The 14,816-nt window shown below is 62.4% G+C and carries 12 protein-coding genes and 1 pseudogene; 7 read left to right on the plus strand and 6 right to left on the minus strand.

What is annotated here, in order from left to right; genetic code table 11:
* Nucleotides 1-93: 93 nt before the first annotated feature.
* Entirely contained in the window at nucleotides 94-1,467 is a 1,374-nt protein-coding gene (gene gltX / locus A3A9_RS0110920) for a glutamate--tRNA ligase (protein WP_027058822.1), read from the plus strand.
* Here gltX and A3A9_RS0110925 read toward each other — a convergent pair.
* The 4 genes from A3A9_RS0110925 to A3A9_RS0110940 all read right to left on the minus strand — a co-directional run bounded on the left by A3A9_RS0110925 (nucleotide 1,385) and on the right by A3A9_RS0110940 (nucleotide 6,794).
* Nucleotides 1,385-2,590 (minus strand): DUF2865 domain-containing protein, encoded by a 1,206-nt coding sequence (locus tag A3A9_RS0110925; RefSeq protein WP_027058823.1) that lies wholly within the window; start codon nucleotides 2,588-2,590, stop codon nucleotides 1,385-1,387. The two genes, gltX and A3A9_RS0110925, sit on opposite strands and share 83 nt — an antisense overlap.
* 84 nt (nucleotides 2,591-2,674) lie before the next feature.
* Entirely contained in the window at nucleotides 2,675-3,355 is a 681-nt protein-coding gene (locus tag A3A9_RS0110930; protein WP_027058824.1) for an outer membrane protein, read from the minus strand.
* Nucleotides 3,356-3,514: 159 nt separating this feature from the next.
* Nucleotides 3,515-5,839 (minus strand): NADP-dependent malic enzyme, encoded by a 2,325-nt coding sequence (locus A3A9_RS0110935; protein ID WP_027058825.1) that lies wholly within the window; start codon nucleotides 5,837-5,839, stop codon nucleotides 3,515-3,517.
* A gap of 175 nt (nucleotides 5,840-6,014) precedes the next feature.
* Nucleotides 6,015-6,794, minus strand: a complete 780-nt coding sequence (locus A3A9_RS0110940) for an SDR family oxidoreductase (protein ID WP_027058826.1) — start codon at nucleotides 6,792-6,794, stop codon at nucleotides 6,015-6,017.
* Between the two features lie 119 nt (nucleotides 6,795-6,913).
* Here A3A9_RS0110940 and A3A9_RS0110945 point away from each other — a divergent pair, with 119 nt between their 5' ends.
* Together A3A9_RS0110945 and A3A9_RS0110950 are read left to right on the plus strand one after the other, a co-directional pair.
* Nucleotides 6,914-7,729, plus strand: coding sequence for a UDP-2,3-diacylglucosamine diphosphatase (locus A3A9_RS0110945; protein WP_027058827.1), 816 nt, complete (start codon nucleotides 6,914-6,916; stop codon nucleotides 7,727-7,729).
* 125 nt (nucleotides 7,730-7,854) lie between these two features.
* Nucleotides 7,855-9,069 carry an MFS transporter gene (locus A3A9_RS0110950; protein WP_027058828.1) on the plus strand — a complete coding sequence of 405 codons (1,215 nt, stop codon included), beginning with the start codon at nucleotides 7,855-7,857 and terminating at the stop codon, nucleotides 9,067-9,069.
* Here A3A9_RS0110950 and dgcA read toward each other — a convergent pair.
* Nucleotides 9,040-10,023, minus strand: coding sequence for an N-acetyl-D-Glu racemase DgcA (gene dgcA / locus A3A9_RS0110955; RefSeq protein ID WP_027058829.1), 984 nt, complete (start codon nucleotides 10,021-10,023; stop codon nucleotides 9,040-9,042). The two genes, A3A9_RS0110950 and dgcA, sit on opposite strands and share 30 nt — an antisense overlap.
* A gap of 77 nt (nucleotides 10,024-10,100) precedes the next feature.
* Here dgcA and A3A9_RS0110960 point away from each other — a divergent pair, with 77 nt between their 5' ends.
* From A3A9_RS0110960 to A3A9_RS0110975, 4 genes are read left to right on the plus strand one after another with little or no spacing between them, the layout of a single operon-like run.
* On the plus strand, nucleotides 10,101-11,288 hold the full coding sequence (locus A3A9_RS0110960; RefSeq protein ID WP_027058830.1) for an ABC transporter permease: 1,188 nt from the start codon (nucleotides 10,101-10,103) through the stop codon (nucleotides 11,286-11,288).
* A 1-nt stretch (nucleotide 11,289) separates the two neighbouring features.
* A complete protein-coding gene (locus A3A9_RS0110965) occupies nucleotides 11,290-12,111 on the plus strand; it encodes an ABC transporter ATP-binding protein (RefSeq protein WP_027058831.1) in 822 nt (273 codons plus the stop codon).
* Nucleotides 12,112-12,125: 14 nt separating this feature from the next.
* Nucleotides 12,126-13,499, plus strand: a complete 1,374-nt coding sequence (locus tag A3A9_RS0110970; RefSeq protein ID WP_027058832.1) for an MCE family protein — start codon at nucleotides 12,126-12,128, stop codon at nucleotides 13,497-13,499.
* Between the two features lie 37 nt (nucleotides 13,500-13,536).
* Nucleotides 13,537-14,187 (plus strand): ABC-type transport auxiliary lipoprotein family protein, encoded by a 651-nt coding sequence (locus A3A9_RS0110975; protein WP_051370871.1) that lies wholly within the window; start codon nucleotides 13,537-13,539, stop codon nucleotides 14,185-14,187.
* Between the two features lie 9 nt (nucleotides 14,188-14,196).
* Here A3A9_RS0110975 and A3A9_RS41135 read toward each other — a convergent pair.
* A pseudogene (locus A3A9_RS41135) lies at nucleotides 14,197-14,809 on the minus strand (exonuclease domain-containing protein).
* Nucleotides 14,810-14,816 lie beyond the last annotated feature (7 nt).

A 14,816-nucleotide genomic window follows, 5' to 3' on the forward strand; every position in this document is an offset into this window, starting at 1 on the left:
TGGTCTTTTCATTGCGCGCGTCATGTTCTATGTGTGCCGACCGGCGCGGGGGCGCGTCTTGTCAATCACAAAAGCATCCGGTACGCCCCGCCCATGACAGTTACCGTTCGTTTCGCCCCATCACCGACAGGCCGCATCCATATCGGCAATGCGCGCACAGCTCTGTTCAACTGGCTGTTTGCCCTGAATAACAAGGGCCGCTTTATCCAGCGTTTCGACGACACCGACATCGCCCGCTCGAAGCAGGAATTCGCCGACGCCATCCTCTATGACCTGCATTGGCTGGGCATTTTTCCGGACGCCACCGAATATCAGTCGCGGCGCTTCGAGATCTATGACGCGGCGGTCGAGCGGCTGAAGACGGCGGGTGTGCTCTATGCCTGCTACGAAACACCGGAAGAACTTGATCTCCGGCGAAAAGTGCGCCGCACGCGCGGCCTGCCGCCGGTCTATGGCCGCGAGGCGTTGGCGCTGACGCGAGAGCAGGTGGCCGAGTATCAGGCCGATGGCCGCCGGCCGCACTGGCGCTTTTTGCTTCCCAATTTCACTGGGGATGCGCTGCAGCCGGAGCGCACCGAAATCCACTGGAACGATCTGGTGCGCGGCGAGGAAACTGTCGATCTGGCCTCGCTGTCCGACCCGGTCCTGGTGCGCGAGGACGGCACCTATCTCTACACGCTGCCTTCCGTCGTCGACGACATCGAGATGGGTGTCAGCCATGTCATTCGCGGCGACGACCATGTCACCAACACCGGCGTGCAGATCGCCCTGTTCAAGGCGCTGGGCGCCGAGCTGCCAGTCTTCGGTCACCACAATCTTTTGACCACCGTCTCGGGCGAGGGGCTGTCGAAGCGCACCGGCGCGCTCTCGATCGAAAGCCTGCGCGAGGACGGCATCGAGCCCATGGCCGTCGCGTCGCTGGCCGTGCTGGTCGGCACTTCGGAAAATGTCGCGGCCGCGCATGATTTGGGCGAACTCGCCGGCCATTTCGACCCGGCCGCAACTTCGAAATCGTCGGCCAAGTTCGATCCGGACGAGCTTTTCGTGCTCAACCGCGTGCTCCTGCATCATATGCCGTTCGACGAGGCGCGAGACAGGCTGATGGTGCTTGGCATCTCCGGCGAACAGGCCGAGCCGTTCTGGCTGGCGGTGCGCGGCAACCTCGACCGACTTGCCGATGCAGTGGGCTGGTGGCGCATCCTGCGCGAGGGGTCACAGGACAGGCCGGAGTTCTCCGACGATGATCGTGAGTTCCTCGGAAAGGCGTTCGATCTGCTGCCGGAGGAGCCCTGGAATGGCACCGTCTGGAAGGACTGGACCGGCAAGATCAGGGAAGCGACCGGCCGCAAGGGCAAGGGGCTGTTCATGCCGCTGAGGCTTGCCCTTACTGGACTGCCTTCGGGGCCGGAGCTTGCAGATTTATTGCCGCTGATGGGTCGGGAAGGAACGTTGGCCCGACGACCCTGACCTTGCGCTGTTCCGGCGGCAAGGCGGACACGGGCGACGTGACCGGCTTGGCGGAAAGCCGCTTGATAGCCTCGCGGTCGAGCCCGCCTTCCATGTTGGCCAGGGTTTCCGGGTCCGCGCCAGGATCGGGCTTCGAGGCCGGCACGCGAATGAGTGGCGCTGCCTCGGTTTCGGGCTGTGACTGCGCCGGATTTGGCGGGTTGCCGCCAATGATCTGGAAATTCTGTGTGGCGGCGTTGCAGCCGCAGGCCGGCGGTCGCGGCATGTTGGACTGCTTGTAGAGATAGGCGGTCGGCAATTCGCTGTAGGGCCTGCCGGTGACGGACGACGTCATCGATGCCGAATCGTCGTCCATGCCGCGCGAATAGAAGACCTGCATCTCAGTGCCGGGGCAGCTCGATTCGCAATTCTTCTGGTCGCGTTCGAAGTCGCTGACCGAGGCGGCGTTCGACATGGGGAAGAAATAGCCGTCGCAGGTGCGCACGCAGCTGGTGTGGAACTCGCCGCCAGTGCTCGGAAAGTCCGGAATGCCGGGCTGGTTCAGGACGCGGCGGACATTGCGTTCCTCGCCGGGGTCATCTGGCTGGTCAGGCGTGTCGCTCTGCTGGCTGTTGCCACCGAAAAGCTGGTCGAACAGGTTTGTGCTGCCATCGTCTCCGCGGTCTGCTTCCTCCTGCGGTGCGTGGCGCCGCGCAACCGTGTCGTCACGGCAGCCATTGGCGTCCAGCGCGGCCAGGATGCGGCCACGGTCGCGTCGCGAGCCGCCGCCGGCGATCTGGGCGCGCTTGGCCTGGAGACTGTCGAGATTGGCGTTCATGCGGTCCAGGGTGGCGTTGAGCCCGGCGCATTGATTGATGTTGCGCGAAAACAGCGAAAACCCGCAACCGGAGCTATTCGCCTGGCCGCGCGCCTTCGAGATCTGTTCGCGTTGCCGGTCGATCGCGGCGTCGTATTTCCGGATCATTGCCGGACCACCGCCACCGCCGCGTGAAGCTGCGGTAAGATCTGCCTCCAACTGGCTGCAGGCCCTCGAGGCGGCCTGTGGTTCAATGATGGTGGCGCCGGACAGCAGCAGGCCAAGCAGCATGGCAGCATGCGCCCGCTTCAACCCTCCGCTTGTCATCCGCCTCAAATCCCGCTTGCCTGTGGTCGCCAAGCTACCCCGTACGCGGTTAATCGTCTATTTCGGATGCGGTCCGGTTGGTTGTCAGAACTTGTAGTTCATGCCGATCTTGACCGTATTGAACGTGTTGTCGAAGGTGGTGCTGGAGTTGGCGCTGTAGTCGATGGTCTGGTCGCGCAGGTCGACATACTGATATTCGACCTTTGCCGACCATTGGTCGGTGATCGCTTGCTCCAGTCCGGCGCCAATGGTCCAGCCGACCTTGGTGTTCGTCTCGGAAAAGCTGTTGGCGGGACCGTCGAGATACTGGTTTTCGACGCTTCCGTAAGCGAGGCCACCGGTTCCATAGATCAAGGTACGATCGAACGCGTAGCCAGCCCTGGCGCGCAGCGTTCCAAACCAGTCCACCTTGGTATCGTAGCTATCGCCCAGGCCGGAGGTGATCTCGTCGGAGTGCCCCTTGATGTCGGCTCCGGAAAAATCGGCTTCGACGCCGAGAACAACCGAGTTGATCTGATAGTTGTAGCCAACCTGAACGCCGCCCAGGAAACCGTCGGTATCGTAATCCTGCGACCCCCTGATTGTTGGGGTGTTCGGCAAACTGTAAGCCGCGTCGGTCTTTCCGAAACCATAGCCAATTTGCCCGCCGACATAGACGCCGGACCAGTCGTGGACGGCTGCGGGCTCGGCACTGATGGCGTCCGCGGCCAGAGCTTGTCCGCTGATCAGGGACAGCAATGCGGATGCTAGCAACAGGCCCTTCATGACGTCCTCGCCGTCAAATCAGATAGGCAACCATATCAGATCGGCCTTCCCTGTGAAATCCGCTTCCGCCAGCACCGAATTTCCGCAATCGCAAGTTGCCGGACCGCAACACCCGATTTTTGAAACGAGGCGGTTGCCGGCAAGCCGGCTGGAGCCGTTTCAGCTGAGATTGACGACCGCCTGCGCCTTGTGCGCGGCCTCGACCACCGCCAGCGCCGTCATGTTGACTACGCCGCGAGACGTGACCGAAGGCGTCAGTATGTGCGCCGGCATATCCGTGCCGAGCAGGATCGGCCCGACATGCAGCGCGTCCATCATGGTTCTAAGCGCGGTCAAGGTGATGTTGGCCGAGTCCAGATTGGGGAAAACCAGCAGATTGGCTTCGCCCTTCAGCCTGGAGTGGGGATAGACGCGCTGGCGCAGATGCTCGGACAGAGCGGTATCGGCATGCATTTCGCCATCGCATTCGAGCTCCGGCGCGATGCGCGCCAGGATCGCCGCCGCCTGCCGCATCTTCAGCGCGCTTGGCGAGTCGCGCGAGCCGAAATCCGAATGCGACAGAAGCGCCGCCTTCGGTTCAATGCCGAAGCGCTGGATCTCCTCGGCCGCCAGCACGGTCATCTCGGCGATCTCCTCAGCCGTTGGGTCGACCGAGACGTGGGTATCGGTGAGGAAGATGATGCCACGCTGCGAGATCAGCATCGACAGTGTCGACAGGTCATGGTCCTTGATGCCTTCGCGAGGGCCAATGATCAGGGTCACATTGCGCAGATGCCGCTCGAAACGCCCTTCGAGGCCGCAGATCATGGCGTCGGCATCGCCACGCTTCAGCGCCAGAGCGGCGATCACCGTGTTGTCGGTGCGCACCATGGTGCGCGCCGCCTCCGTCGTCACGCCGCGCCGGCCGGCGAGCTCGATCAGCAGGTCGACATAGTGGCGGTAGCGCGGATCGTCCTCAGGGTTGATCAGGCCGAAATCGACGCCCGGCTTGATGCGCAGGCCGTAGCGCTTCAGCCTGACTTCGATGACGTGCGGACGGCCGATCAGGATCGGTTCGGCGATGCCTTCCTCGAGCACCACCTGGGCGGCGCGCAGCACGCGCTCATCCTCGCCATCGGCGTAGATGACGCGCTTGGCGCTCGATGCCTTGGCGGACGAGAACACCGGCTTCATCACCAGACCGGAACGGAAGACGAAGCGGTTGAGCTTGTCGACGTAGGCGGCGAAATCGGTGATCGGCCGTGTCGCCACACCAGTGTCGCAGGCTGCCTTGGCGACGGCCGGCGCGATGCGCAGGATGAGCCTGGGATCGAAGGGCGAGGGGATCAGGAATTCGGGTCCGAAGATCGGCGTCTCGCCCGAATAGGCGCGTGCGGCGACGTCCGAAGGCTCTTCGCGGGCAAGGGCTGCGATGGCCCGCACGGCCGCCATCTTCATCTCTTCGTTGATGGCACTGGCGCCGCAGTCGAGCGCGCCGCGGAAGATGTAGGGAAAGCACAGGACGTTGTTGACCTGATTGGGAAAATCGGAGCGGCCCGTGCAGATCATGGCATCGGGGCGGGCGGCGCGCGCCTCTTCCGGCATGATCTCCGGATTGGGGTTGGCCAGCGCCAGGATCAACGGTTTTGGCGCCATGTGCTGGAGCAGTTCAGGCTTCAGCACGCCGGCTGCCGAGAGGCCGAGGAAGACGTCGGCGCCCGGAATGACATCGGCCAGCGTGCGCGCCTCCGTGTCTTTTACATAGGGATCTTTCCAGCGGTCCATCTCTTCGACGCGGCCTTTGTAGGCGACGCCGAAACGGTCGGTGACCCAGATGTTTTCAACCCGCACGCCGAGCGAGACCAAAAGATTGAGGCAGGCAAGGGCAGCCGCACCCGCGCCCGATGTGACGACCTTGATGTCCGATATGGTCTTGCCGGCGAATTCCAGACCGTTGAGCACGGCGGCGGCGACGATGATGGCGGTGCCATGCTGGTCGTCGTGGAACACCGGTATCTTCATGCGCGCCTTGAGCTGTTCCTCGACCTCGAAGCATTCAGGTGCCTTGATGTCCTCGAGGTTGATGCCGCCGAAGGTCGGCTCCAGCGCCGAGATCGTCTCGACCATGCGCTCGATCCCAGGGGCGTCGATCTCGATGTCGAAGACGTCGATGCCGGCGAATTTCTTGAAAAGGACGGCCTTCCCTTCCATCACCGGCTTAGAGGCCAGCGGGCCGATATTGCCGAGGCCGAGCACGGCCGATCCGTTGGAGACGACCCCAACCAGATTGGCGCGCGCCGTATAGTCGGCGGCGGTTGCTGGATCGTCGCGGATTTCCAGGCAAGGCGCGGCGACGCCCGGCGAATAGGCAAGCGCCAGGTCGCGCTGGTTGCCAAGCGGCTTGGTTGCCTGGATTTCGAGCTTTCCCGGCCTCGGATACTTGTGGAAGTAGAGCGCGGCTTCATCGAGGTCCGAACGTGCCGTTTTCTTGTTCTCGCCTTCCATGCGGCCGCTCCTCGAAATCTGCCCCAAGATTCCTTTTAGCACGCACCCCAGTTTTTTCACGATGCTAAATGACGCGCCGGCGGCTTTACCTGCCGGCGCACATAAAATCACATTCTATCAGATGCTTAAGAGAATTTGATGGCTGTTTGATCCAGCTGTTTCACCGACAAGTTGATCAGAACGCACTGACGTAGAGACCGCCGTCGACCGGTATGTTCTGCCCGGTCAGATAGCCGGCATGGACCGAACAGAGAAAGGCGCAGATCTGGCCGAATTCCTCTGGCGTACCGAGCCGCTTGGCTGGCACATCGGCACTGATGCGGGTCTTGCGCGCGGCGGCCGCGGCCGGATCTTCCACAGTGCCCGCCTCATGCGGGCCACGCAGCCGGTCGGTGTCGAGCTTGCCCGGCAGAAGGCTGTTGATCGTCACATTGCGGTCAATCACCGTTCGCGCCACGCCGGCGAGGAACGAGGTCAGTCCGGCGCGCGCACCCGACGACAGGTCGAGGCCTGGAATGGGAACGTAGACCGACAGCGAGGTGATGTTGACGATGCGGCCGAAGCCGCGCTTGGCCATGCCGTCGAGAACGGCCTGTACCAGCTCGATCGGCGTCACCATGTTCTGGGTGACGCCTTCAAGGATCTTGGTGCGATCCAGTTCGCGGAAATCGCGCAGCGGCGGGCCGCCATTGTTGTTGACCAGGATATCGGGTTCAGGACAGGCGGCGAGCAGCGCCTTCTGCACCTCCGGCTTTGAAACGTCGCCGACGACTTCGCTCACGGTCACGCCGTAGCGCTGGCGCAGCTCCGCTGCGGTTTTCGCGACCAGTTCGGCGTTGCGGCCGTTGACTACTATATCGCAACCGGCTTCGGCAAGCGCCATGGCGCAGCCCTTCCCAAGCCCCTTGCTCGAAGCGCAGACGATGGCTTTCTTTCCGCGGATACCGAGATCCATGACGATTTCTCCTGTGATTTGGCCGGCAAGCTAGTCCTTAGGCTGGACCAATCGCAACCGTCATACGGTTGTTGCATGAATCGGGGCATAGGCTGCTGGAAAGCAAGGGTGAAATCGCGATGTCAGGCCAAGAGCCCCGCACTTTCCGCAGCATGTTCATTTCCGACGTCCATCTCGGCTCGAAGGCGGCCAAGGCCGAGTTCCTGATCGATTTCCTGCGGTACCACGATGCCGACATCATCTATCTGGTCGGTGACATCGTCGATGGCTGGCGGTTGCGGCGCAGCTGGCACTGGCCGCAAAGCCACAATGACGTCGTGCAGAAATTGCTGCGCAAGGCACGCAAGGGCGCAAACATCACCTACATCGCGGGCAATCACGACGAATTCGCGCGCCAGTTCCAGGGCGTGCATTTCGGCGGCATCGTCGTTGCCGACCGCGCCATCCATGAGACGGCCGATGGCAAGCGCATGCTCGTCGTCCATGGCGACCAGTTCGACACCGTCGTCCACAATCAGCGCTGGCTCGCCTATCTCGGCGATCATGCCTATGACGCGGCGATGATCGTCAACCGCGTGGTGACGCGGCTGCGACAGTTGCTTGGCCTGCCTTACTGGTCGTTCTCGTCCTGGGCCAAGGTCAAGGTCAAGAAGGCGGTCAACTTCATCGGCTCGTTCCAGACCGTGCTGACCGAGGAGGCCCGTCGCTCGCATGTCGATGGCGTGATCTGCGGCCATATCCACCATGCCGCGATCGAGAATTTCGATGACGTGCGCTACATCAACACCGGCGACTGGGTGGAAAGCTGCACCGCCGTGGTCGAGCACTTCGATGGCCGGATGGAAATCCTGACCTGGGCGCAGGTGCTGCCCGAGTCGCTGGATGAACCTTTCATCCCGATGCTCATCGAAGATCGCGTGGGGCAGGCGGCCTGACGCGAACGTCGCGACGACTTTAAGCGTTGATCGATTGGTCCAGCCGGTTTCGTCCAGTTTTCCGCCATGTTAAGGGATCGATCACCGTCGCTGGCCATTCATGCGCGGCGTAATTGGATCGATTCATGTCCCTGCCGCCGCTTTCGCCAGAACAGCTCGTCAAGCCGCGCCATTTCGAACTGCGCATGAGTCTGATTTTCGGCACGCTGTTCATATCGCTCGGCACGCATCTGCCCTATTTCCCGCTCTGGCTGCAGGCCAAGGGGTTTCACGCCGAGCAGATCGCCGTCATCCTGGCGGCGCCGATGTTCCTGCGCGTCGTGTCGACGCCGCTGCTGACGACGCTCGCCGATCGGGCGAGTGACCGCGCCAATGTCTATGTCGCGTTGGTGGCAGCCTCGCTGTTGCTCTCGGCGGGTTATTTCCTCACACCGACCTACGCGATGGTGCTGGCGGTCTCGCTGGCGCTGACCATTGTCTGGACGCCACAATCGCCGATTGCCGATTCGCTGGCGCTTTCGGGCGTGCGCCGCTTCGGCTCGAATTACGCCAGCATGCGCAAATGGGGTTCGATCTGCTATCTCTGCGCCAATGTCGCGGGCGGCTTCGTCCTGGCGGCCACCGGCCCTCAAGCCGTTCCGGTGATCATATTCCTTGCCCTTGGCGCGGCACTCATCGCCGGGCTTCTGGCGCCGCGCATGGGGCGGCCGCGCAAGGCCTCGCCGCTGTCGGCCACGGAAATCCAGCACGCGGCGCCCAGCCTGTTCAATCCCTATTTCCTTTACTTCACCTTTGGCGTCGGCATCATTACCGCCAGCCACGCCTTCCTCTACGGCTTCGTTTCCATCTACTGGAAATCGATCGGCATCAGCGATTCCGTCGTCGGCCTGTTATGGGCTTGGGGCGTCGTGTCCGAAGTCTGCATGTTTTTGTTTTTCAATCGTATTTTCGCCTCCGTGTCGGTCGTCAAGGTCATGGTTATCGCCGGCATCGGGTCGATCGTGCGCTGGATCATCTTCCCCCTGATATGGCCGCTCGGCCTTGGCATCGCCGGCTTCTTCGCCGTGCAATCGCTGCATTCGGTGTCTGTCGCCATGGTGCTGATCGGCCTGCAGAAAATGATCGCTGAAACCGTCTCCGAAGAGCGCACGGGTGCCGCGCAAGGCATCGCCTATTTCTTCAACGGCTTCTTCATGGCCGCCGTCACGCTTGCTTCCGGCCCGCTTTATGACCGCCTCGGCGTCGACGGGTTCCTGGTGATGATCCCGATTGCGATCGTTGGACTGGTACTGATCGGGCTTGCGGCGCGCTCAGCCCCAAAGCGCCCGGTCCGGGGGTGAGACGAGCGAACCCTGGTAGACGAGACCCGGCACACGGTCGCGGGCAAGCAGCAGCGGACCGTCAAGGTCGACGAAATCGGCGTCCTGGGCGAGCAGGACCGCCGGTGCCATCGCCAGTGATGTGCCGACCATGCAGCCGACCATGATGCCAAAGCCCAGTTCGCGGGCGCGGTCGCGCAGCACGAGCGCCGCCGTCAGCCCGCCCGACTTGTCGAGCTTGATGTTGACGGCGTCATAGAGACCGACCAGCGTTTCCAGGTTCTTCGCCTCATGCACGCTTTCGTCGGCACAGATCGGCACCGGATGCCCGATGTGGCGCAGGATTTCGTCGTGGCCCGCGGGCAGGGGCTGTTCGACGAGCGCAATGCCTTGCTGCGCGGCAAAAGCGAGGTTTGCGACGATGTTGTCGTCGGTCCAGCCCTCATTGGCATCAAGTATGATTCGGCTCCGGGGTGCCGCCTGTCTGACAGCCTGGATGCGGGCGACGTCGTTGTCGCCGCCGATCTTGACCTTCAGCAACGGCCGGCTGGCGTTGGCGCGGGCCTGTGCCGCCATCGCGTCGGGTTCGCCCAGCGACAATGTGTAGGCGGTTTCGAGTTGATGAAGAGGACCCGGCCAGATTGCGTTCGCCACCGGGGTGCCACTTATCTTGGCTTCAAGGTCCCAAAGGGCGCAATCGATGGCGTTGCGGGCGGCTCCCGTCGGCATTGCGTCGAGCAGGGCGATCCGGTCGACGCCACCGGCGATCCGGTCTCGCATGGCCTCTATCGCGGCATGCACGCCGTCCATGGTCTCGCCGTAGCGCTTGTAGGGAACGCATTCGCCGCGCCCGCTATGACCATCCTGGCTGATCGTGCAGGTGATAATTTCGGCCTCGGTCTTGGAGCCGCGCGAAATGGTGAAGGTACCGGCGATTGGAAAACGCTCGGCCTCAACCGAAATGACACGCGCCATATTTTTCTGCTCCCGCTATGCGAGAAGGGTTGTCGGCAAATCGACAAGGTCGGACCCATCAGGCTAAACAGGACGCCATGTTGACCATCGGCAAGCGCGACGCAAGCGGTACGACCGCCTCGGAGGCTGACCACCAACCACGCGTGGCGGTCGGCGAGGAGGGTGGCGTCCTCGGCTGCGCTTTCTCCGGAATCTGGACGACGCGAACCGTGGCGCTGATCGACGCCGAAATGCGCAAAATCGAGAAACGAAGCGGTTTCAAGACCTTGGCCCTCGATCTTTCCCATATCGAGAAGATCGACACGGCCGGTGCGTGGCTGATCGACCGGCTGGTCAGCGTCTTCGAGAAGAAAAACGTCGAGGTCCGGATGCAAGGCCAAAGCGAGATCGCTTCGATCCTGCTCGACGCGGTCGCCGAAGCTGTCCGGCGCGAACCCGAATCCGCGCCGGCGCGGCCGCCCAACATCGTCATTCGGGCGCTGGAGCTGGTCGGCCGGCGCGTCTATGAGATGCGCGACGACTTCCTTGCTTCCATGAACATCCTTGGCGCCACCATCCGCGGCGCGCAGATGAAGCTCGGGCGCGGCCACGGCGTCAACCCGGCGGCGATCTTCAACCAGATCGACCGCATGGGCGTCGGCGCCATACCGGTGGTGGTGCTGATGTCGGCGATCGTTGGCGCCATCGTTGCCCAGCAAGGCGCCTATCAGCTCAGCTATTTCGGCGCTGACCTTCTTGTCGTTGACCTCGTCGGCGTACTGATCCTGCGCGAGCTCGGCGTGCTGATGACGGCGATCATGATCGCCGGCCGCTCCGGTAGCGCGATCACCGCCGAGATCGGCTCGATGAAGATGCGTGAGGAGGTCGACGCGCTGAAGGTTATCGGCCTCAACCCGATCGGCGTTCTGGTCTTTCCGCGGCTGGTCGCGCTCGTCATTGCTTTGCCTTGCCTGACCATCATCGCCAATTTCGCGGCACTTGGCGGCGGTATGGCCGCCGCCTGGCTTTATTCCGGCATTACGCCAGCGGCGTTTATTGACCGGTTGCGGGTCGCCATCGACCTCAGCACCATTTTTGCCGGACTGATCAAGGCGCCTTTCATGGCCATGATCATCGGCACGATCGCCTCGGTCGAAGGTATGAAGGTCGGCGGCAGCGCCGAATCGCTCGGCCAGCACGTGACAGCCTCGGTGGTGAAGTCGATCTTCGTCGTCATCATCCTGGATGGGCTTTTCGCCATCTTCTACGCAGCGATCGAGTTCTGAGATGAAGCTGCGAGACAGGAAGCGGGCGAGCACACCGGTCAGCAATGCGGACGAGGGCGATATCGTGCTTTCCGCCCACGACATCACGGTGTCCCTGGACGACAAGCTCATCCTCGACAAGCTGTCGCTCGACATCAGGCGCGGCGAGATCCTGGGCTTTGTCGGCGCCTCGGGTGCTGGCAAATCGGTGCTTTTGCGCACCATTCTTGGCCTGCTGCGCAAGCAATCCGGAACGATCAAGTTGTTCGGCGTCGATGTCGATAAAGCGAGCGACATGGAACGCCTTCGTGTCGACATGCGGCTTGGCGTGCTTTTCCAGCATGGGGCGCTGTTTTCGGCACTGACCGTGCAGGAAAACGTCCAGGTGCCTATGCGCGAATACCTCGACCTGCCAAAGAAGCTGATGGACGAGCTGGCGCTGCTCAAGATCGAACTGGTCGGCCTGCCGCCTGATGCGGCGCAGAAGTTTCCCTCCGAACTGTCGGGCGGCATGATCAAGCGCGCGGCCTTGGCACGCGCGCTCGCGCTCGACCCTGACATCGTCTTCCTGGATGAGCCGACCTCGGGTCTTGATCCGATCAGCGCGGCGGAGTTCGACGAACTGGTGGTCAAGCTGCGCGATACGATGGACCTGACCGTCTATATGGTGACGCACGATCTCGACACGCTTTTCACCGCTTGCGACCGGGTGGCCGTGCTTGGCAACAAGAAAGTGCTGGTCGAAGGCACCATCGACGACATGATGAAGAGCGAAGAACCGTGGGTAAAATCCTATTTCCGCGGAAAACGCGCCCGGCAACTTGATCTTGCCGCACGTGCATAGCCATAAGTGAAGTAATGGAAACCAGAGCCAACTACGTCATTGTCGGCATTTTCACGCTGGTTGCGATCCTGGCGGCGTTCGCCTTCGTCTACTGGACGGCCGCGATCGGTGACAGGGGCGAGACCGCGGTGCTGCGCGTGCGCATTCCGGGTTCGGCTTCCGGCCTCGGCCCCGGCAGTCTGGTACTATTCAACGGCGTCAAGGTCGGTGTGGTCAAGCGCGTCTATCTCGATCTCGACAATCCGACGGTCGCCATCGCCGACGCTCAAGTCGACCGGCTGACACCGATCACCAAGTCGACGCAGGCCGATCTCGGCCTTGCCAACCTCACTGGCCAGGCGAATATCGAACTCAAGGGCGCCGACCCCAAGGAGGTCAAGCTGCTTGACCAGGCTGAGAAGGAAGGCAAGGTCGCGGAGATCATAGCCAACCCCTCCGCAGTGACCAACCTGCTGCAGACGGCGCAGAACATCTTCACCCGTGCCGACAAGGTTCTTTCGGAACTCGAAGGCTTCACCAAGGATGTTCGCGGGCCGCTGACGCAGACCGTTCAGAATGCGCAGACATTCTCCGATGCGCTGGCCAAGAATGCCGACGGCATCGACAAGTTCCTGTCCGCCGTCAGTGCGCTGTCCGATGAGCTAAAAGGCGTTTCCGGCAAGCTGGACGGCACGCTTAAAGCCGCCGAAGGGATTCTCAATGCTGTCGACAAGGACAAGATCAAGAGCATTGTTGCCAATGTCGACACGGTGACCGCGAACCTCAAGGAGACATCGCAGCAGCTCGACGGCGTGATCAAGAACGTCGATACGGCGGTCGGATCCGTCAATGATTTCGCCAAGCAGACGCAAGGCACGCTGGCCAAGGTCGACGGCGTGCTCGACGGTGTCGACCCGGCTCAAGTGCGTGCGGCTCTGGCCAATATCCAGAAGGCCAGCGAAAACGCCAACAAGGCCGCTGCCGACATCGCGGTGGTGACCGAAAAGTTCGCCAACCGCGCCGACGATATCGACCAGACGATCAAGGATGCCAGGCAACTGACGCAGCGGCTCAACGATGCCTCGGTGCGTGTCGACGGCATCCTCGCCAAGGTCGATACCTTGCTTGGATCGGGGCAGGCCGATGGCGTGATGGCGGACGCCAGGGATACGCTGAAGTCGTTCAAGCAGGTCGCCGATACGCTGAACGCGCGGCTTGGCGTCATCACCGACAATCTGGCGCGCTTCTCGGGCCAGGGCCTCTCGAATGTCGAAGCGCTGGTGCAGGACAGCCGCCGCTCGATCGGCCGCATCGAGGAGGCGGTCACGGATCTCAGCCGCAATCCGCAACGCATTCTTTCCGGTGGCGACGGCGAGGTTCGGCAGTTTGACGGCAGGGCGCGGCGTTGACTTCGGCGTCGGCGAGCCCCAAGAACATGAGCTGCGGATGCGGGTTGATCTTACGATCCGGGGACAACGGGGATCGCGCGTGAGGTCGGTGTGGGTGAGAACGGTTGGATGGACACCGGCTGCGGCGCTGATTGCGTTATCGCTTGCCGGCTGTGCGGTACTGGGCGGCAAGCCCGCGCCGCTCGACACATTCGAGCTTTCGGCGCCGTCGGTTGACGCCCACGGCCACAGCCGCAAGCAAATCCTGATTGCCCAGCCTTCGGCGCTCAAGGCGCTGGACAGTCAGAACATCGTCATCAAGCCTTCCGACCGCTCGATCCAGTATCTCAAGGGTGCGCAATGGGCCGACCGGCTGCCGCTGATCGTACAGGCGCGACTGGCTGAGACCTTCCAGCGCTCGGGTAGCTTTGCCGGTGTCGGCAAGCCGGGCGAGGGCCTAGCGATCGATTACCAGGTGATCGTCGAGATCCGGTCCTTCGAGGTGCGCGTCGAAGGCGGCGAATACGCCGAGGTCGATCTGTTCGTGCGCATTCTCAACGACCGCAACGGCGAGGTGCGCGCGTCGAAGAGCTTTACGGCATCCGCGCCTGTTTCGGGCAGCGGCAACCCTGCCTATGTCGGTGCGCTCGACAGTGCTTTCGGCGATGCCGCCAAGCAGATCGTTCGCTGGACCGATTCGGTGATCTGAGCTTCAGCGCTACAAGCGGTCGAAGACGTCCGGCCGCAGCTTTCCAGTCTTCATCAGGTGCTGCAGGGTATAGGTCACGGACAGCGCATCATCGAGCGCGTCGTGGCCCTGCAATGGCGGGTGGTCGACGCTATAATAGTCCGCGAGCTTGTTGCTCGGCGTCCTCGCCAAATCCTCGATCGGCATCCCGGCAGCGATCAGCAGCTTGACGGCGTTGTCAAACCGGGTGGCCGGGATGGAAGGCTGAATGCCCGCGACATAACAGCTGATGGCGATCATGTTCAGCTCGTCCTTGCCCCAGGACCAGAACTGCGCACCGCCGGAAAACCGATCGACCTCGGCAAGGGCTTCTCCCAGCGCGCGCGCCTCGGCCTCGATGTTGTCTTCGGTGATGCCGGTCAGTTTGGTGAAGAATGGGTCGAGCGCGTATCTCTCACCAAACCGGTCGATCGGCCTAACATAGACCTTGTGTGTCCCGAGCAGGGGAAAATCATCTTCGAGCCCAAGCCTGACCGCGCCAATTTGCGTGAGGACGGGGTCGGGGTCGTGGGCCGCACCAGAACCTGCGTTGCGAGCCCTCAAGGCAGAGAAATTCGCAGTCGAATATGATTGCCGTCTTCACGGTCAGC

This window comes from Mesorhizobium loti CJ3sym, from assembly GCF_000472785.1.
Lineage (GTDB): Bacteria > Pseudomonadota > Alphaproteobacteria > Rhizobiales > Rhizobiaceae > Mesorhizobium > Mesorhizobium loti_E.